The sequence below is a fragment of the Rhodothermales bacterium genome, assembly GCA_013002345.1.
GTDB lineage: Bacteria > Bacteroidota > Rhodothermia > Rhodothermales > JABDKH01 > JABDKH01.
Genome location: JABDKH010000141.1, coordinates 1 through 20,177, shown reverse-complemented (window position 1 = coordinate 20,177; position 20,177 = coordinate 1). Strand labels below are relative to the sequence as shown.

At 58.5% G+C, this 20,177-nt stretch carries 11 protein-coding genes; 5 read left to right on the top strand and 6 right to left on the bottom strand.

The genetic code is table 11. From position 1 onward, the window contains the following. Positions 1-146: 146 nt before the first annotated feature. Positions 147-728 carry a DUF4382 domain-containing protein gene (locus tag HKN37_07125; GenBank protein ID NNE46415.1) on the top strand — a complete coding sequence of 194 codons (582 nt, stop codon included), beginning with the start codon at positions 147-149 and terminating at the stop codon, positions 726-728. Positions 729-903: 175 nt separating this feature from the next. On the opposite strand, the gene acs is transcribed toward HKN37_07125, so the two are convergent. After that, on the bottom strand, positions 904-2,865 hold the full coding sequence (gene acs / locus HKN37_07120; GenBank protein ID NNE46414.1) for an acetate--CoA ligase: 1,962 nt from the start codon (positions 2,863-2,865) through the stop codon (positions 904-906). A 316-nt stretch (positions 2,866-3,181) separates the two neighbouring features. On the opposite strand from acs, the gene HKN37_07115 reads away from it, so the two are divergent. Beyond that, positions 3,182-3,754 (top strand): cation transporter, encoded by a 573-nt coding sequence (locus HKN37_07115; protein ID NNE46413.1) that lies wholly within the window; start codon positions 3,182-3,184, stop codon positions 3,752-3,754. A gap of 252 nt (positions 3,755-4,006) precedes the next feature. Here the strand turns inward: HKN37_07115 and HKN37_07110 are convergent, their stop codons facing one another. The 5 genes from HKN37_07110 to HKN37_07090 form a co-directional block, all read right to left on the bottom strand. Next, entirely contained in the window at positions 4,007-5,446 is a 1,440-nt protein-coding gene (locus tag HKN37_07110) for a hypothetical protein (GenBank protein NNE46412.1), read from the bottom strand. A 12-nt stretch (positions 5,447-5,458) separates the two neighbouring features. After that, positions 5,459-6,541 (bottom strand): PorV/PorQ family protein, encoded by a 1,083-nt coding sequence (locus tag HKN37_07105; protein ID NNE46411.1) that lies wholly within the window; start codon positions 6,539-6,541, stop codon positions 5,459-5,461. Positions 6,542-6,547: 6 nt separating this feature from the next. Beyond that, positions 6,548-9,973, bottom strand: coding sequence for a hypothetical protein (locus HKN37_07100; protein NNE46410.1), 3,426 nt, complete (start codon positions 9,971-9,973; stop codon positions 6,548-6,550). Positions 9,974-9,990: 17 nt separating this feature from the next. After that, a complete protein-coding gene (locus tag HKN37_07095) occupies positions 9,991-12,777 on the bottom strand; it encodes a TonB-dependent receptor plug domain-containing protein (GenBank protein NNE46409.1) in 2,787 nt (928 codons plus the stop codon). 201 nt (positions 12,778-12,978) lie between these two features. Further along, positions 12,979-14,850, bottom strand: a complete 1,872-nt coding sequence (locus HKN37_07090; GenBank protein ID NNE46408.1) for a T9SS type A sorting domain-containing protein — start codon at positions 14,848-14,850, stop codon at positions 12,979-12,981. 241 nt (positions 14,851-15,091) lie between these two features. Between HKN37_07090 and HKN37_07085 the strand changes: the two genes are divergently transcribed. The 3 genes from HKN37_07085 to yfcC all read left to right on the top strand — a co-directional run bounded on the left by HKN37_07085 (position 15,092) and on the right by yfcC (position 20,108). After that, positions 15,092-15,547, top strand: a complete 456-nt coding sequence (locus HKN37_07085; protein NNE46407.1) for a hypothetical protein — start codon at positions 15,092-15,094, stop codon at positions 15,545-15,547. A 43-nt stretch (positions 15,548-15,590) separates the two neighbouring features. Next, positions 15,591-18,572 (top strand): protein kinase, encoded by a 2,982-nt coding sequence (locus HKN37_07080; protein NNE46406.1) that lies wholly within the window; start codon positions 15,591-15,593, stop codon positions 18,570-18,572. 87 nt (positions 18,573-18,659) lie between these two features. Continuing rightward, positions 18,660-20,108: a putative basic amino acid antiporter YfcC gene (gene yfcC, locus HKN37_07075; GenBank protein NNE46405.1), complete on the top strand. Its 1,449-nt coding sequence runs from the start codon at positions 18,660-18,662 to the stop codon at positions 20,106-20,108. Positions 20,109-20,177 lie beyond the last annotated feature (69 nt).

The following is a 20,177-nucleotide window of genomic DNA, read 5'->3' as shown; positions in this document are numbered from 1 at the left end:
CCGAATCGGTTAGCGCTTTGCCCCGCATGATACGGGATTAGGAGGGAACACAAAAGGACTCAGCAGTGCCCCCGGTTGCACTTAACAGTCCTTTTTTCCGGTCGATACTCTCACCGTTCCCCTCCACCTACACCTACCGGATAGCCATGAGTTTCAAGAACCTTTCATCGCTGGGCGTGCTTGTTATAGCCGGAGCGCTCTTCTTCAGCGGCTGCGATCTGTTCGTCGGAGATGCAGGCAAGATCACGATCGAACTCAAGGATGATCCGTTTCCTTACACGGACGTGTCCGAAGCGCGGATTACGATCAATCGGATAGAAATCATGGGCTCGACGGGAACGCAGAACTGGTTGGTCGCAGACCTCTCCCGCGAAATCGATCTATTGACGCTTCGCGATGGCAACACGACCACCCTTGTTGAGGACATCGAGATTCCTGCAGGTGATTACACGGGTATCCGTGTTCATCTGAGCTCGGACGCCGATCTGGTCCTATCGGATGGAATGACGATTACGGGTGATCGTGGATCGGACGCACCGGTTATCGTGGACGTACCTCAGTTCACGTTTGACCACGGTGAGGATGATGCCCATGCGCTCGTGGACTTTGCGATGGATGAGTCGTTCACGGTTCAGCGCAATCCCGACACGCAGGCGATAGAGTCCTTCGTCTACACACCGGTGCTGCAGACTGAGACGTTTCTTCTGAACGATGAGCCGATCGAATAGCCCTGGACACGGAATTTGATGGCGCTTTGATGTAAAAAGGCGGGTCGCACGGTTTTCCGTACGGCCCGCCTTTCTTTTTGCTTGAGCGCGGCGCGAGGCGCTTCTGGCTGCGAGTATTCCACGCAGCCCGCGCGCGTCGACGCGTGAAGCTCCAGCCGGTGATCGGCCGTGGCGATCAGGCGGTCTGTCGGTTCTTCGTCAGATCCTGGACCACTCCCGGATCGGCAAGGGTCGACGTGTCGCCGAGATCATCGATCCGGTTCTCCGCAATCTTCCGCAAGATGCGACGCATGATCTTGCCGGACCGAGTCTTGGGCAGCGCCGGCGCGAACTGAATGACGTCCGGTTTCGCAATCGGTCCGATTTCGCTCCGAACATGCTGCACGAGTTCTTTCCGCAGATCTTCTGTCGGCTCGGCATCAGCAATGAGCGTCACGTAGCAGTAGATGCCCTGGCCTTTCACGGCGTGAGGGAAACCCACGACGGCGGCTTCGGCGACCATTTCGTGAAGCACGAGGGCACTCTCGACCTCTGCCGTACCCATGCGGTGCCCGGAGACATTAATCACGTCGTCAACGCGCCCGGTTATCCAGTAATAGCCATCCTCGTCCCGTCGGCAGCCGTCGCCGGCAAAGTACTTGCCTTCGTAGGTCGAGAAGTACGTAGTCACGAACCGGGCATGATCACGATAGACGGTACGAGCCTGCGCCGGCCAGGAACCGGTCAGCACAAGGATGCCATCCGTAGCTCCTTCAAGCACAATCCCCTCCTGGTCAACGATCTCCGGCTGAACACCGAAGAACGGGAGGGAAGCGGATCCGGGCTTCTGCGCGACGGCTCCCGGAAGACCCGTGATCAGGATTCCGCCTGTCTCCGTCTGCCACCAGGTATCGACAATCGGGCAGCGGCCATCTCCAACGACATCATTGTACCAGCGCCACGCCTCCGGATTGATTGGCTCACCAACCGATCCGAGCAGCCGAAGCGATGATCGATCCGTCGATCGTACGTGCTCTTCTCCCAGCCGCATCAACGCACGGATTGCTGTCGGGGCGGTATAGAACTGCGTTACTTTGTGCTTGTCAACGACCTCCCAGAATCGCGACGCCGTCGGGTACGTCGGTATGCCCTCGAAGAAGACCTGGGTTGCGCCGTTGGCAAGTGGACCGTACACGATGTACGAGTGGCCGGTAACCCAGCCGACATCAGCCGTACACCAGAAGATATCCCCCTCGTGATAATCAAAGATCAGCTCATGCGTGAGCGACGTGAAGACCATGTAGCCGCCGGTCGTATGCAGTACGCCCTTCGGTTTACCGGTCGAACCACTCGTATAAAGAATGAACAGCGGATCTTCGGAATCCATGGGTTCGGGTGCGCAGTCGACGGACACCTTCGCGGCTTCCTCGTGCAGCCAGCAGTCGCGTCCTTCTTTCCATTCGACCGGGCCGCCTGTGTGGCGAACAACGAGCAGGGTCTCAACGTCCGGGCACCTTTCGAGCGCCTTGTCGGCGTTCTTCTTCAGAGGAATGGGCTTCCCGCCTCTCAGGCTTTCGTCGGACGTGATTAGAATCGTGGAGTCGCAATCCAGGATTCGATCCGCGAGCGAGTCGGGAGAGAATCCACCGAACACGACCGAGTGGATCGCGCCGATGCGGGCACATGCGAGCATCGCGTACGCGGCCTCAGGAATCATCGGCAGGTAAATCGTGACGCGATCACCCTTCTTGACGCCTCGCGCTTTGAGGACGTTGGCGAACCGTCCTACCTCCTCGTACAGCTCCTGGTACGTGATGTGTTTCGACGGGTCTTTTGGATCGTCGGGTTCGAAGATGAGCGCTGTCTGACCGGCCCGCGTGGGGAGATGCCGGTCGATGCAATTGTACGCAGCGTTCAGTTTGCCGCCGAGGTACCAGCGGATGTGTACATCGTCGCGTGCGAACGAGACATCCTTGACGGTATGGAAATCCTCGAACCAGTCAATACGCTGCGCCTGCTCGGCCCAGAACGCATCCGGGTTTTTCACCGATTGCTCGTAGAGCTCGTGGTATTCTTCTAGTGATTTTATATGGGCTCTGGTCCTGAACGCCTCGGACGGCGGATACAGGACTTGAAGGTCTTGACCGTTTTGCGACATCGCGACAACCGCTCCTGAGATGTTTATTATGAAACAGACTCACTTCCAATGGGTCGTTAGTATAGCAACGGCAGTTGAGAATGTTCGTCGGGTAACGCCTTACCCGGAGGTAGGAAAGAGGCGTGTTTGACCGTCTTGTACCGATTTTTGGGGATCTTCATGCAAAGGACGGGTTGGAATAAGGGCCTACGCCTGGGAGAAGGGCTTGGGGGTGGGACCGCGACGACTAACCACGAGCGAATGCTGCCTTTTGTGGCAGGGTAATAGTTTTGTGATCGAGATTACGTCGGCACAGAGCCCACTATCGCGGGCGCGGATGCTCGAGTACCTCACGGTAGGCTGGAACACGGTCGAAGCAGCGGTGGCGATCACGGCTGGATCACTGGCAGGAAGTACATCGCTGGTCGGCTTTGGACTCGACTCGATTATTGAGAGCCTGTCGGGGGGTGTGCTGTTGTGGCGGCTTCGCGACGGAGAGGTCGGCGAGGAACGGGAGCGAAGGGCGCAGAAGCTGGTGGGTCTGTCCTTCTTCGTTCTGGCGGCATACGTCGCGTACGAGTCCGCCGAGTCGCTGATCCAGCGCGAGCCGGCTGCCGTCAGTCCCGTTGGTATCGCCCTCGCTGTGGCGTCGATCATCGTCATGCCGATTCTTGCGAGGAAAAAGCGCGCCGTGTCCCGTGAACTTGGCAGTCTGGCCATGGAGTCGGACTCACGACAGACCGATTTATGCGCCTATCTGTCGGTTGTCTTGCTGGCAGGGCTCGGGCTGAATGCGCTCTTCGGGTGGTGGTGGGCCGATCCGGCTGCGGCGCTTGGGATGGTAGTCATCATGATTTCGGAAGGAATCCGCGCCCTCAGGGGTGAACAGTGTGATACGTGTCATCCGTGATGGGTCGACGTGAAAAGTGTCGTCAGCGTCTGTCGGGAGTGTATTGGACGCATGAAGAGAGCCCCTGGATGTTCAGGTAATCCTGCCGGACTGATTGGACGGGCGCCCGCGGTGGGCAAGTGGATGGCCAGCGGTAAAGGAGACAGAAGCACCGGTAGGGTCGTCGAGTACCGACACTGCATTGCCGGTTTCCAGAACACCACTGTGCGCGAACGTATCGGGAGTAGTCTCGCCGGCTGGCGTACCGCTCGTCTATCTGGCGACCGTCATCGTCGCTGTACGACTCGATTTCTTGTTACCGATCCCGAGAACTTCCAGACGAACGAAGTAGGTTCCGGCGGCCACTTTCCCACCGTCGAACGTGACGTTATACCACCGCTCTCCGTCCTGGAATCCGTCGGCAAGAGTGTTGATTTCGCGACCTACCGAATCGTAGACTTTGAGCGTTACCACCCCGTCCTCCTTGAGGTAGTAGTCAATCGCGGTTGCGTCGGCGAAGGGGTTGGGAAAGTTCTGGGAAAGCGTAAGATCGTCCGGCCGAACGATGCCTGTTGAGATCAGGTTCTGGACGTCGACACGGAGTTGCGGTCCCGTGCAGCCGGTGTCGCGCACTGGTCCGCTGCATAACAGGCGATAGTTGTTATCGCCGGGGCATGCCGTGCTACTAAAATCGCGGTGTCCACGGATCAGCGCCGGGTCTACTCCATAGTTTTCGCTGAGAAAAGCGAAGGTCCGGACGTACGTGTCGTAGGCTTCCGTCGTAATCGTTTCCGTGCAGAACGAGCCTTCGGATGGATGGTAGCAACCGAGAAGGCAGATGCCGATGTTGCCTGTGTTTGCGCCACCTACGTGTGCTCCCATTGCGAGTCGTGGGAGTTCGCCGAGAGACGTGCTGCCATCAAGGAACGGGCGGCCCTGGTAGATGCGACCTCCGCGGTCAATCACAAACTGGTAACCGATGTCGCTCCATCCTCGGACGTTCTGGTGCAGGTCCTGGATTGCCTTGACCTGGGCAAGCCCGTCTTCACGACTTGTGGCCGAAAACCCGGCGGCGTGATGAAACGTCATGTAGTTGTATGACGGATCGGCGAGTGGCACGGGCGTCCCGATGAACGGGTCGGCCGACCATTCTGTCCTCGTGATCAGCGGCGGGGGATCGACGGCCAGTTCTCCGAACGAGCCCGAGGTCTCTTCGGAGTCGGAGTGGGATGCCGGCTGCCCGTCGACGTCCTTGCGCGTGTCAAAAACGCCGGTGCCTGTGATGCGGAGCGTCATCCCGGAATCGATGCTGAATCGCAGTGCGTAGGGACCCGCCCTAACCGCGTCTCCCCGGACGCCACCCATCACCGTTCCACCAGTAGCCGAATACACGATGTGCATTTCGATCCACTCCGTCCAGCCGGTGTCGGTCAGGAAGCGAGCCCAGCCTTCTACTACGCCGGCGTTTGTCCGCGCGCTGAATGCGACACCGTTGTACTCGAAGGACACGGGATCCGTTTGTGTCTCGACAAACGTGGCCTTGCCCATTGGCGTAGTCACGACTTTTGCCATCGACACGCGGGCATCAACGATGTCATCCAGCAGCTGGGCCGCGGATTGTGTCGCGGGACCAAAGACCAGAAGAGCCAGCAGGATGAAGGCACCCACCGCCTGACTGATACGATTCCGATAGGCTGTTGGGCGGGTGTCCAATGTGGTTCCCGGCTAGAACGAAAGGTCGAGCGTGAACCAGTGGGTCTGTTCGAGACGTCCGAAGTCCGCGTATGCGTAATCGACCCGGACGCGTAGTGCCCGGTCGATACGCAGATTCAGTCCGCCCCCGAATGTGAGGCCCTGTTCGCCATCCTCTTCGAACAGATTCCGCATACCGGCGCGGAAGAAAATCAGATCGCGGAAGGAGTATTCACCGCCGACATTGAGGTATTCGCTGTTGTCATTCGGGTGAGCCGCATCCGTGAGCAGAACGATCCGGTGGTTGGCCGTCGCGACCGCGTCCCAGGCCAGTCCGATTCTGAATATCAATGGAAGCGAGAACTCGTCCGTCAGGAACTCTGCGTTGACAACTTCGACATTTCCGCTCTGGACGGCATCCGGATCATCACTGAACAGAATGTCACGCCCGCTCATCTGCATCTTCGGTCCGAAGTTTGACATGCTCGCGCCGAGGCGAAGCGCCTCGAAGGGTGTCGTGAAGACAAGTCCAATGTCGAACGCCATGCTGGATGCGGAGCTATTCCAGATCTTTTCCCGGACATACTTGACGGTGGTGCCAATGGAGAAGCGGTCGGTGAGCGCTTTGGCGTACGACAACTGCATCGCGAGGTCCTGCACGGAAAAGCGCTCCGCCGTGGCGACATCCGGATCGGGTCTCGATATGGTCCGCACCGTCATGTCTCCGGAGTCGAGGAATATGATCGAAGCGGCTACACTTCCCAGAGTCCCGAGATTCGTACCTACAGCCGCGAAGTTGTACTGGACGTCGGCCAGATAGTCCGTATATGCGAACTGCACGGCACTTCCGCGCATGCGCGTCAGGCCTGCCGGGTTCCAGTACAGCGCCGACAGATCGTTTGCCTCTGCTACATAGGCGCCTCCCAGTGCGATGGCCCGGGAGCCAACACCAATCTTCAGAAACTGCGCCGAGGTTGTGCCGACTTTGGTGATAGTCTCACCGCCGGGGTTATCCGCCTGTGCTGCTGCGGATCCGGCCACGAGCATCAAGGCGAGTACCAGAGTAGAAATTCGTTCCACGGTTCTTGTACCGATAGTCGTATGCTGGTTGTGCATGGCCACCTACTTGATGACTGCAAACTTGCCGATGAATGATCCGTCATCGCCCGCATCTACATGGAAGATGTAGAGCCCGTACGCGATGTTCATGTTGTCCTTCGTTCGCAGATCCCAGAAGGCTTTGCCGTTGTCCAGCGTTCCGCTGTGCTGGATCGTATCGACAAGCTCTCCGGCGATCGTGTATATCCGAATCGTACACTCGCGAGGCAGATTGGCGAAGTACAATCGGCGATCGCCACGCTCGGAGCGTGATACGGGGTTGCGAGGTTCAATCTCGTTTGCCGCCACGTATGGATTGGGCACGACGTAAATGTCGCGCAGTTGCTCTTTGACGACATCCGCATCTACGGTCGCCGCGGATGTGGCGAAGGTGAACGAATCGTCGTCCGTAAATGGCTTGGTCGTGCGAACATAGAAGACATCGCCGTCGGACGGGAAGCCGCCCTCGTCAATGAATTTCACCTGCCACGTCGCGGTCTGGCGGCCGTCGAGCGTCTCGACGAAGATTACCTGTTCACTCAGGTCCCAGACACCGTTATTGTTTAGATCCGGCGTGAAGGCCTCAATCTGTTCGTTGGCGCGTGTCAGGTTCACGATTGTGAACGGGAGTTCCAGTCCGGTTACGATCGAGGTTGTCGTACCTCCGAAAGTGATTTCGTAGTCAGATGGTTGCGGGATTCGTCCCGGACCTGATGTCGCGGTGCGGACTTCGAATCCGACCCCGCCGCCACCTGTTGTCCAGCCGATCTGGAGTGTATCAAGCGCGAGTGGCTGATCAAGAACGGAGACGTGAAGCCCCTCCCAGATTGGGTTGGCTTCCTCAAGATCCAACAGGTCGCTGTCAGCTATCGGCCGGTACTGGAACATCGCGAGCAACGAGTCAGCATTTGCACTGGCGCTACCCTCAACGACCACCACGGACCCACCCTCGGCGTTGAGGGTGAAGTCAACACCTTCTTGCAGAGCCGTTCCGTCGACGGTCCTCAGACTGAACGACGACGGGATGATGTTCGGGTAAAGAACGCTGACTCCTTTGCCGGGCTTGGGTACAAACCACGCTTCCTTGATGACTTCGTCTACCACGGAGTAGACGGTCTGGCCGTCGAGTTTGTCGAAGTCCAGGCGATACTGGCCGCCATCTGGAATGGCAAACTCATCGACCACTTCGATGTTGATCACGCCCGTGCCGTTGCCCGTCTCGTGAATCAACCCACCCGCCGCCGCGATTGACGGCGCAACATACCCGGCTACTCGAGGTCCCGGAATGACCCGCGCCGTATTGACGTCAAAGATGTACTTGTCGGTTGTGGGATCGTACGTGATGGTCTTGCTCGTCTCAGAGGGCGGGATGCCACCCTGCAGACTTCCTTCGTCGCCACCGCTGAACCCGCGGTCATACGCCGTTACCGCGTAGTAGTACGTCTGTCCATTGATCACATTGTTCGAGTCGACGAAGGAATGAACGATGCCGGTATCGTCGCCGAGGTCGAAGGAAACGCCTCGTCTTGGGAAAGGAATCGGAGATGGCCCTTTCAGGCCATTGTCAAGATCAAACTTGGCCTCAACACCTCTCGAAGTAGTAAGCGGCCTGAACAGGAATCTGGACCCGTTGATGTCCGTGATGGTCTGGAGGTCACTGAACTCGGGATTTGTAGAACGGTAAACGACGTACCCCTCAAAGTCCTTCTCACGCGACAACGGATCTTCAGATTCTTCCGATACACTGCCCCAGTAGAGTGTGACCTTCTCGTCGCCGGGGACAACCGTGAGTTGTGGTTTGTCCGGTGGCCGTGCGAAACGATAGCCGACGTCGTAGATCTGTTGGGCGGTCTCTGCATTGAGAAAGAGATCTTCGAGGTTGTCGCCGACGATCAGGGCGATCGAGAATCGCTTCGTCTGTCCGGCGAGAAGGCTGAAGGACCCTGAACCATACAGAAACACGTAGTCTCCGGGTTCGGTAGGCACAACATCGAATCGGCCCGGCTGAATGGTCTGCCAGACAAGTTCGTCGTTCGAAATCCGATATCCGGCAAATGGCGGCGACGCAAAAGACGTCAGTCCGATCTGATCGCTCTCGTCGATGTCCGTGAATTCAAAATCCGGCTCGCCGGGCTTCGTGATGTCGAATTGATCGCCGGCGGTCGGCACCCCATCGCCCTCTCCCTCGTCACCGGTGCCCGGTCGCCCATCCACTCCCACGTCGTCGTTCTCTACCTCCCAGTCACCATCGTTATCGATCCCGTCCGTCCACGATTCGTCAATGAGGCCGTCTCCATCATTGTCGATTCCGTCTCCGGGGACCAGGACGCCATTCAGGATTTCGGTCCCGACGCCCGGGCTCTCAAGAAATTTGTAACCGAAGTAGCCAGGCACTACACCCGGAAGATCCGATCGTCCGTCGTCATCCCAGGCATATACGAGGTTTCGATCACGATCGAAGAACGCCCAGTCGTCCGCCCAGTCACTTGGACCACCGACGTGAGGATCTCCCCACATGCCGAAGATGACCTTCTCGAGATCCTTGTCACTCTTGTTTGTGATCTTGTAGATCAGGAACATGACGTCTTCAGCCAGAGGATTCGCCCACTGGTAGATGCGGGTCTCAACTTCCAGTCCGAGTCCCTTCCGGGTCGTGTCGTTCTCGAACGGCTCATACACAAACTCCCGATTCGAGTAGTCATTCATGAAGTACAGCAGTTCCTTGTCGGCGTTGGAGGCGCCCTGTTGGAGTGCGCCAGGCCAGACATACTGCTGCAAGTTTTCGTTGTACCAGGAGTCCGGCCACGAATCGGGCTTCCCATCCCTGGGCGGCAGGTCCTCGGCGTCACTGGTTGGAATCAGGTCAGAATCCGGGTTGACGACTTCAATACCCTCGAACCCGCCGACGGGTAGAGCGCACGGGATGGGCTGCCAGCCCCACCACTCACGGCCGTCGGGTGCGGTCTCGCCACCATTCGATGTCAGTCCGTCCGAGACGATGTGCATGACGTAGATCGGATTGCCGCTGTCGTCCAGAACGGGATTACCCTGTTCGTCAAGTAGTTCGACACTCTTCGGGTCCTGCCGGCCTTCGTCGACGATCTCCGCAGCTACGAAGGGACCGAACTCATACCCGTAGCCCAGGTCGTTCCAGACAATGTCCGTAATCCGGTTGCCGGGCGATGAAATCGATCCAAAATTCTGGATCTGAGTCCGGATCCGGTTACCGTTCATGATCACATCCCGGCGGGACGTGAAGTCAGGACAGTCGGCATATTGTGCGCTCGTGGATCCGCGAGCCGCCTGGGAATCGAACCACCGGGATACTTCCTGGACGTTCCATCCGCGTTGCCTTGTTCTATTTTCCTGGGCACTCACGGTCGGTGAGAGCAGGATGGACACCAGGGCCAGGGCAATGAGTTTTGTCAAGATTGACGTCTTCGCAGTCATGCGCTGAATCAATTAGGCTAGAAACTTAAGGTCGCACCGATCTTGATCTCGCGGGGGCGCGAGTACCATTGTGGTCTTGTGTCCCACTCCTCGAGCGTGTGAATGCCGGGCTGTCCGTACAGAGATTTCCACGGAGCATGGACATTGAGTCGCTCGTTGAGCGAGTAACTCGCACGGCCCGTCTCGTCGAACACAAATCGCTCATTGAGCCGATCAAGCGCGTTGAACACCTTGGCAAACAGCCGCACGCTGAACCGGTCGATATTGATCTGCTTGGACACGGTGGCATCCAGGTCGATCTGCGTGGGCTTGCGTCCCTGATTCGGGAGCTGGTCCAGCTTCTGGTCAATGAGCGATGGTGTATAGGGATAGCCCGTGCTGAAGGAGCCGATAAACGATACGTTCCAGTTGCCCGGTTTCGTGAGCGTCACGGTTGAGGAAACGATGTGTCGCTGATCGAAATCGAGCGGAACGATTTCAAGCTCGGTCTCCCGCCCACTGAGGAAGTTAAAGAAGAAGGCGCCCGCATCGTTGTTATTGCCCTCCGCATTCTGGAATGTGTAGTCGATGGTGGCTGAGAGCAGACCGTTGCGTGACCTTCGCTTCGTCAGGGCGAAGGTGACGCCTCGCACGTTTGCGTAGTCCTTGTTCAGGTAGATCGCATAATTGCTCTGACCTGAAATCGTGCTGAACTGCACGTTCTGTGGAGCCAGATAGTCACGGATATCCTTGAAGAATCCTGTGACGTCGAAGGCGAGCTGGTCACTGATCTGCTGCTGCAATCCGATCTCATACTGCACAGCGCGTTCCGGCCGCATGTTGGCGTTGCCAAACGTCGGTGTTTCGCCGGCGCCAAACTCGAATTCCGGGTTGACGTACATGTTGCGCAGGGGTGGCATCTGTGCGAAATGACCGTAGGAAAAATGGAGGATTCCTCGGTTCGTGATCGGGAACGAAACGCCTATTCTGGGCAAGACGTACGTCTTGTTTCCGGCCGCGAGCAGACGCGCATTCGTTTGCTCCTGGTCAAGTCCCGGCTCCGGCGGATTCAGCAGGCTCCCCACGGTGAATCCGTTCGGGCGGAAGTGCTCGACGCGCACGCCCGCGTTGATGATGAAGTTGTCGAATTCCAGTTTGTCCTGTGCGTATGCCGCGATTTGCTGAACATCCTGATTCACGTACTTGTCGTGAAGCGGTGATTCGAGGGAGGGGACGGTCGGCCGTCGAAACTGATCGTTGTCGTACAGTACGACGAAGTTCTCGCGATCAAGACTCGTCAATTCGGCTTCCAGACCGGCGCGGGCCTCGTGGATCGTACCGAACTGTTTCGTGACATCGAATTTGCCACGGAAGGTCCGCGAGGACTCGTACACGTGACCCTTGTCGTCGCCACCAAAGGTGAAGTTGTTGCCGGGAAATCCAAGAATGCTTCCGGTTGAAACGTATCGGGGATCGACAGGCGTGTCGCCGGCTCTGCACGCCTCGTCGCACTTGTACAGGTAGCTCTCGAAATCCTGTTTCTGGTACGACACCCGCAGCGTGTAGAACGTCCTTTCGTTCAGGGTGTGCGTCCAGTGCAGGCTGTGGTTCATGGCGAGGTCGTAATTCGACGCCAGACCGTCGGGATTGAAGCGGTCGGCAAAATCGAACGGCGTCCATTCGTCTTTGTCGAGCAGGAAGGAGTACTCGATCTTCGTACCGGAAAACGGTCGCGTCGAGAGTTTGCCAATGAAGTTGGTGCCCTTGCTCGGATTCATAGGCACAGTCTCCGCATCCACCGGGCCGACGTCGTCAGGGGATACCGGCGTTCCCTGGAGTTCGTAATACCAGGGATCGACGTTGAAATTAGCGGAGTCGCCGGGCGAGTGCTCCCGCTTCCCGTAAATGTGCCCCTCGTCGTCATCGTGCCGTACGGAGGCGAAGAACCGCAGCTTCTTCCAGAACGGTACCGGTCCGCTCAGACTGCCCTCCAGCGTGTAGTTTCGCATACCAACGCCTGAAGGTGTAAAGAACACGTCGTCGTTGGCGGTGACCGTGCTGCCTCCCCAGGCGCTGATCGAGCCGGTGTACTGATCGCCCCCCTCTTTGGTGACGAGATTCACGATGCCCGACATGGCCTTGCCGTACTCGGCATTGAAGGCGCCAGAAATAACCGTCATTTCCTGGATGGCGTCGGTAGAAACGCTCGTAGCAAGGCCGTTCGTGTTGAACGGGTTGCCCACGGACATACCGTCGACGAGGTAGGCTACCTCGTTCGAGCGCCCGCCGCGGATATGGATTTCGCCGCTGGGTCCTGTGTTCACGCCGGCCTGCGTCAGAAGAACGCCGAAGAAGCTTTCAACGGGCAGTGATGCAATCTCCTCGGCAACGACAGTCTTCTTGGAGGCCGTCAGATCCCGCTGGACGAGCGGTCGCTCAGCCTGTACGATGATTTCCTCCCCCTCGAAGACCTGTTCCGTCAGTCGAACGTCGTATCGGGTCGTCTGGCCGGTTGAGACACGTACACCGGAGACGGTCTGCTTCTTGAAGCCGATGTATGAGTACACCAGTGAATAGTCGCCGGGTCGAACGTTGAGTATGATGTAGTCGCCGTTGACATCTGTCACGGTGCCCTGCATCGTGCCCGCGATCAGCACGTTGACGCCGATCAGCGGATCACCGTTGTTGCCGTCGGTGACCGTTCCGGCGATTTTTCCCTGGCCAAGAGCGGCAGGGGCGTACAAAGCGGCTGTCAGAACGAGGAGTGCGACGACGCGGCCGGACGAGATTGCGCGTGAGAGTCTCCAGGTGGAACGACGAGTCATATGCGATTCCTTAGGCTGGAAGAGTCGAAATCCGATGAATGAACCGGATGATACGGAAAATGTCGTGGCGATTCGAGGCAGTCGCACGATCTGAAGCCTTCGGCCGCCAAAACTGAACTGAACGTTCAAACGGGGCTCAGGAAGGGCAAAGAAGGGAGGAGCGCCGGGCCCCTCCCTTCGACACAAATGCCCCTTTTCAGTCTACTTGACGAGAACCATCGTCTTGCTCTGACGGAAATTGCCATACTCGAGGGAGTAGACATACGTACCGGAGGCGACCGCGAGACCCGAATCGCTCCGCCCGTTCCACGTGATTTCGTGGCGACCGGATGCAAGAGTCTGATCACTGATGAGCGATCTCACCAGACGTCCGGTCATGTCGTAGATGTTGAGCCGGATGTTCTTGTCAATCGGCAGTTCGAACGAGATCGTTGTGCTCGGATTGAACGGGTTTGGATAAGCCTCGTACAGCTTGTAGTCGGACGGAAGCACGATCCACTCGTCTTCAATGCTGACTACGTCGCCGGCGCCCGAAATAACTTTCATGAACGTGCGGTTCGGGTTCGCCTCGGCCGTGCGCACCGTGCGCACATAGGCAGAGCCGTCCCAGACCTCGTCGATAACGAACGTAGAATCGTCAACGCCCTGCAGGGCGAAAGCGAGCTCGTTCTTGCCGTCCATGTCCGCATCACCCAGGTAGGCGAACTTCGAAACGAATTCCGGCCCCTGCGCTCCATCCTCGTGATAGACGGTCATGACGCCTGCCGAGTCGCGCTCAATGCGACGGAACTTCGACTCCAGCCGGTCGGCATCGAAGAAAAGCCGATCACACACATAGCTCGCGGAATCTTCGACGTCGCCGGCCGTGTACTCGCACCTGTTAATCCAGCCCGGGGAACTTCCGTTGTCAAATTGACCGCCCGTATAGGAAAGGCCGGTCCCAAAGATCTCCATCAAGCCATTCCCATTGAGGTCTCCGGCCCCGACGCCCAGCGTTGACAGCCCTTCGAGGACTCCCACTGCGATGTTGTCAGCCACGATTTCCAGCGTCTCTTCGCCCGCCTCGTAGTTGATGATGCTTCCGTCACCGGTGTCGAGGTTCGGGCAGACGACTTCATCATCGTTGTCGCCATTGATGTCGACAGCCACGCAACCGAAGAACGCGACATGGTCGGCCGGAAATGCCGCCTGAAGGTTGATGTTGGTCAGGTTCTCGGCCTCTGGGGTCGTGTACGTATCGACTCCTGTGGCCCGCGCGTTCGTAAAGTTGTAAAAATTCCACGAGTGCAGGCTGATCTCCCACATGCCATCGCCGTCAAAATCGGCTGCAATGGCTGAATAGGGGCTGCCGCCGCCGCGCTCCTGAGTATCATACGATGCGCTTCTGGATGCAAGCTTCAGCTCCTCGACGAAGACCTCAAATCCGGAACCGATGTCGCCCGATGCTCCAATCACGTACCACGTATCGTCGTCGTTCGAGGAGCCATTGTTGGCCAGCAGGACCTCATCGCGGCCATCGCCGTCAACGTCCTCCACGTCCATGCGCTCTGCGCGCCAGCGGTCCGGCAGGTCACCGTTGAACTCAAAGACAGTCGCCGGCGCGGTACCCCAGTCATTATCCCCGACATTTTCGAAGACATACATGCCTGGCGGATAGTTTGCTATGTTCGGGTTCGTGGCGCTGAAGCCCCGACCGGACAGAAAATAGATCTCACCTTTACCGTCATTATCCATGTCGCCGACATTCATCGTGCGGATGTTGTTGGTCGTGGCAGTGGAGTCAAGTACGGGCGTACTGTACACCAGCTCCCAGACGTCCGGCGAGACATTCTCGACGACGTGCACCCGGCCGCCGCCGCTGTAGTCGGCAACATACACCTCATACTTGCCGTCACCGTCACCGTCCAGCGGGCCGGCGATGTCTCGCGCACCGGAGTGAATACCCGTATTGTATCCGACATTAATATCGTCGGATGTCGGGACGTTCAGATTGTACTCGGAGTCCTGTGCGGACACGGTGGACGTGCCCAGGATAAAAAGCGCCGCGAGCGACAAGACCGTAACTATTCGCATTTCTTAAGCCTCGGATTATTGCGTTTCGTCATCAAATAGAAGTGGTACCGAAGCCCTGTTGCCGACATGGCGGGGGTCAGGGGTCGATTCACTCAAAATAGACGTGCCTGGTGGCCAAGTCAATGAAGAGCGATGCCAGTCCGAGTCGCGGTCAGCGGAGGCGGCGCTCATTCCCTGCAAATTGGAATGCCGCACCAATCGTGTAAATTCGGTCGACTCACATCGCCAGGGAGGTATCAACATGTTGCGCAGCATACTCGCCGCAATCGCCGGCTACATCGTCATCTTCATATCCATCATGGTCCTCATGTCGGCCGCATGGATGGTTCTTGGCGCCAACGGTGCGTTTCAGCCGGGCTCCTACGAAGTAACCGGTATCTGGATTGTCGCGACGATCATCCTGAGCCTCGCGGCCGCCGTCGCCGGAGGATTCGTCTGTAAAGCGATCGGGCGCACCGATCTTTCTGTCAAGATTCTGATCGGGGTCGTAATCGTGCTGGGTGTCATTTCCGTGTTCTATGAGATGGGTATGGAGCGTGCCGCGGGCCTCCGTCCCGACGACATCCCCATGTTTGAGGCGATGACCAACGGAATTCAGCCCGTCTGGCTTTCATGGCTGAACCCCATTCTGGGAGCGGTCGGCGTCTTCTACGGTAGCAAGCTCAAGGGCTCGTCTCCGGCGGAGACGCAAGAGTGAAACAGAAGGTAAGCCCCATCCTACCTTCTGCAATCGCGTCTAGATGATCGGTCGTACCATATCCCACTATGAGATCCTCGAGCAACTGGGCGAGGGTGGCATGGGCGTGGTCTACAAGGCCGTGGACACGCGACTCGATCGGACCGTGGCGCTGAAGTTTCTGCCGGCACGACTCAGCAAGGACAAGTCGTCAAACGACCGGTTTGTGCAGGAGGCGAAGTCGGCGTCGGCGCTGGACGACGCACACATCTGCACGATCTTTGATATCGGTGAGACGGACGACGGTGAGTTGTACATCGTCATGGCCTACTACGACGGCCAGACGCTGAAGTACCTCATGCGGGACGGGTGCCTCCCGGTTGAAGAAGCGGTCGACATTGCGGCACAGATGGCGGAGGGTCTCGCCCGGGCGCACGAAGCGGGAATCGTGCATCGTGACGTGAAGCCGGCGAACATTATGGTCACGGATCGGGGCATCGTGAAGATCCTGGATTTTGGCGTGGCCAAGCTGGAAGGTTCGTCCGTGGAGCTTACGCAGACGGGTTCGACGCTCGGCACGGCAGCATACATGAGCCCGGAGCAGGCGCGAGCCGAGCCGGTTGATCAGCGGGCCGATCTTTGGGCCCTCGGTGTGGTTCTGTACGAGATGATGACCGGCGCGCGGCCGTTTGCGGGCGACTACGAGGCGGCCGTCGCGTATGCCATCTTGAATGAAGATCCCGTCCCGGTTTCGACTCTGGTCGACGGTGTTTCAGATGAGTTGTCGGCGGTGGTCGGGCGGCTTCTTGCGAAGGATCCAGAGGCCCGGTTCCAGTCGGCGCTGGACGTGGTCGGCGCGCTGGACGCATTCCGTCCGACTCGGTCGAGTGGCTCGGGATCTCACGTGGCTACTGCCGCGCCTTCGCCTGCGTCGCGGAACAGGACTGCTCTGTTTGCGGGCGCGGCTGTGGTCGTACTGGCGGCACTGCTCATGGCGATCGGATTATGGAGTCGAAGTGGCAGCGACGATACGGAAGGTCTTGCGGTCTCGGAGAGAACGGTGGCAGTCATGCCCTTTGTGATCCGGGGTGGCGACGACTTGCAGTATCTCGGTGAGGGACTCGTCAATCTTGTGAGTACGAAGCTGGACGGGGCTGGCGCGCTGAGCACGGTGGATCCGCGTGCTCTGATTGCATACGTCAGCAACAACTTTGCTGACGGATTGGACCCTGACGCGGCCCGAACGGTGGCGCTCCACTTCGGAGCGAAGCGATTCATCATGGGCGACCTCGTGGCTATCGGCGATCAGGTAGAGATGAGCGCCGCGACGTATGATCTTGACGAGGCGTCCGTCACTGGCGAGGTCGGCGTAAGTGCCGCGCAATCCGAAATCCTTGACGCCATCGACGAGCTCTCCGCAAGACTGCTGGGAAAGCTGGGACTGGAGGGTGAGGGGCGTGTTCGGCAACTCGCTTCTGTGACGACCTCGTCGCTTCCGGCCTTGAAGGCGTATCTGGAGGGCGAGCGGTGGATTCGGGCGGGCGATTTCCCGGCTGCGACGGTCTCGCTTGAAGAGGCCGTCAGGCTGGACACGCTGTTCGCGCTCGCCTACTATCGACTGAGTATTGCAAACGAGTGGGGCAGTACAGGTCTCATCTACGAGCCGGCCAAGAAGGCGCTCTCGCTTGCGAATCGGCTACCGGATCGCGAGCGTCAGCTGCTTACGGCCTTCTTCGTCTGGCGGAATGGTCGGGTGCTTGAAGCGGAAGATCGATTTCGTGCCTATCTCGGTCAGTATCCCAACGATGTGGAGGCACTCTGGCAACTCGGCGAGGCGCTCTTTCATGGTGCGCCTACGAAAGGTCGGTCGCCAGCCGAATCCAGGGACCTGTTTGAAAAGATCCTCGCACTGGAACCGCACAACTACCCTGCCGCTGTGCACCTCGCCCGCCTTGCCGCCGCCGACGGACGTACAGATGACCTTGAGAAATACCATGACCTCGTCACGGCAGCGTCCGATCGATTCCGGCTTGAGGTCGCCGCCATGCTTGCGTTCGGCACGGACAACACGTCGATGCAGGACAGCATTGTATCGGAGCTCAGTGCCGCACCTAGTACGACCTTGATGTATGCAACTCAAGGTGTAGGATTATATAGCCGGAGGCCCGAAGGGGCCGAACGGCTTGCAAGGCTCGGTGTCGCGTCGGAGCGAGGATCGGGGATGCGAAGCTATGAATACAGCGTACTGGCGGCGTTCGCCGCGGCGCAGGGTAAGTTTGACGAATCGTTGCGGCTCGCAGCGGAGGGCGAAGAGATTGAGCCGCATATGATGCATCTGTCACCCGTCCTTATTCCGTTCATTGATTGGCCGAAGGAACTGGTTACTGCGACGGCAGACCGACTCGAGGCGCTCGGGGATTCCGTCTCACCCTTCCTGCTCACTTTGCTGGGCGATGAACTGCTGGTGGTCGGACCTGCCGAGCGACTCTATCTCCGTGCGGCGCTGGCCGCCCGGGGCGGTGATGCGGACAAGGCACGGGATCTCGTGACCCGGTTCAAGGAACTGCCGACGGTGGACCAGTCCGGCAGCTTCTTCCGCGACGTACCGATTCGGATCGAGTCAGAGATCGCGCTGGCGCACGGCCGGACGGATGACGCACTGGCCTTGCTGGAGAAGCTTACGCTGGACAGCTCGACGAACTTCGGCCAGCTGGCGTTTCACGCGTTTGGAACGGCAGATCGCTTCATGAAGGCGGAACTCCTGCTCGCGGCGGGTCGGTATGAGGACGCTGTCCGGTGGTATGATTCGATCGCGTGGCTGAACCAGGCCGAGACGATGTATCTCGGACCCTCGTATCGAGGTCTGGCACAGGCGTACGACGAACTCGGTCAGACTGAAAAGGCCATCGAATACTACACGCGTTTCATTGCACTGTGGTCCGACTGTGATCCGGAATACGTTCCTCTCGTAGACGAAGCTCGCGAACGCCTGGACGTGTTGCTGGGGAGTTCGTCGCGCGAGCCGACCGCAACCTTGCCGTCCTGACTGCAGAAAGAGAACGGCGGCCGACGCGACTGCGACTTCGGCATCTCACCCCTATCTTCCCGCTTTCCCGAAGCTAACTGAGTCGAGATGTCCAAGTCCCTACTTGATCGCATCAAAGTTCCGCACGTCTTTACGCTGCTGACCGGCGTCGTTCTTTTTTGCAGCCTGCTGACCTATCTCGTGCCGTCCGGGTCGTATGACCGCGAGGCCATTCAAGTCGGGTCGCTGGAGCGCAATGTCATCGTGCCTGACAGCTTCGAGCGCATCCCGAAGGTTTATTCCGCGAAGGGTCTCATCTTCGGTCAGCCGGTGGAAGGACAGGCGTCACCCGTCAGTCTTGAAGGCTTCCTGAGTGCGATTCCGCGTGGCATGGAAGCGGCGGCGGACATCATCTTCTTCATCTTCGTGCTTGGCGGCGTTTTCGGAATCCTGCAGCGAACAGGGACGATCATCGCCGGACTCCACAAGCTGCTTGGTCGGTTTCGGGATTCGGGACCACTGCTCACGATCGTCCTCATGACGTCGATTGCCGTCGGTGGCTCGACGCTGGGAATGGGAGAGGAGTTCATTCCGCTCGTACCCCTGTTCCTTCTGGTGTCGAAAGAGCTGGGCTACGATCGCATTTTCGGACTGGCACTCGTCATGGTGGCAGCGGATGTCGGTTTTGCCGCCGCCACGACCAATCCGTTCACGGTGAACATCGCACAGGGCATTGCCGAGCTCCCGCTGAACAGCCTTATTCCCTTTCGGCTTGTCTTTCTTGTCTCGTGCCTGGCGGTAACACTCACCTACGTGTTGCGGTATGGTGCGCGGGTCAAGAAGGATCCCTCGGCGTCCGTCATGCCGGATGACGATTTCGATCTGTCGCATCACGACTACGTCATTGAGGAGTTTAATCGCCGTCACCTCATCATTCTGGTCTCCTGTGTAGTCATCTTCGGATTCATTCTGTTCGCAATTCAGGAGATGGGATGGTGGCTGGCGGAGATGGGTGGCGGCTTCATTCTGATGGGACTCGTCGCGATTGTTGTTTCCGGACTCTCCCTGACTGAGGCGGCGAAGGCGGCCGTAAAGGGCATGGAGGAGATGGTCGTTGCGGCGCTCGTGGTCGGATTCGCACGAGCCATTCAGGTTGTTCTGGATGACGGCCAGATTCTGGATACCCTCATCTACTCGGCGGCGGGAGTGCTGCAGCATCTGCCGTCTTACCTGGCGGCTGCGGGCATGCTGGGGTTCCAGACGGTGCTGAACTTCTTCATTCCGTCGGGCTCGGGCCAGGCGGCCGTCACGATGCCGCTGATGGCGCCGCTCGCCGACGTCCTCGGACTGACTCGACAGACGGCCGTGTTCGCATTCACGTGCGGCGACGGGTTTTCGAATACCATCGTTCCGACGTCAGGCGTCCTCATGGCCATGCTCAGCCTGGCCGGCATCCCATGGGACAAGTGGCTCAAGTTCATGTTGCCGCTGTTCCTGCAGTTGATGGCCTTGTCGACGTTGTTCCTGTTCATCGTCGTCGCGCTGGGCCTGGAATGACGCGAGCCTCCGGGTAGCATGAGTTTTCCCTATCTGACCTCGATCCAGAGCGGCATACACTCTCTGCGC

Coding starts and splice junctions, on each gene's coding strand:
- HKN37_07115 (NNE46413.1), top strand. CDS start 3,182: ATGCTCGAGTACCTCACGGTAGGCTGGAACACGGTCGAAGCAGCGGTG.
- yfcC (NNE46405.1), top strand. CDS start 18,660: ATGTCCAAGTCCCTACTTGATCGCATCAAAGTTCCGCACGTCTTTACG.
- HKN37_07105 (NNE46411.1), bottom strand. CDS start 6,541: ATGCACAACCAGCATACGACTATCGGTACAAGAACCGTGGAACGAATT.
- HKN37_07080 (NNE46406.1), top strand. CDS start 15,591: ATGATCGGTCGTACCATATCCCACTATGAGATCCTCGAGCAACTGGGC.
- HKN37_07095 (NNE46409.1), bottom strand. CDS start 12,777: ATGACTCGTCGTTCCACCTGGAGACTCTCACGCGCAATCTCGTCCGGC.
- HKN37_07100 (NNE46410.1), bottom strand. CDS start 9,973: ATGACTGCGAAGACGTCAATCTTGACAAAACTCATTGCCCTGGCCCTG.
- acs (NNE46414.1), bottom strand. CDS start 2,865: ATGTCGCAAAACGGTCAAGACCTTCAAGTCCTGTATCCGCCGTCCGAG.
- HKN37_07125 (NNE46415.1), top strand. CDS start 147: ATGAGTTTCAAGAACCTTTCATCGCTGGGCGTGCTTGTTATAGCCGGA.
- HKN37_07090 (NNE46408.1), bottom strand. CDS start 14,850: ATGCGAATAGTTACGGTCTTGTCGCTCGCGGCGCTTTTTATCCTGGGC.
- HKN37_07085 (NNE46407.1), top strand. CDS start 15,092: ATGTTGCGCAGCATACTCGCCGCAATCGCCGGCTACATCGTCATCTTC.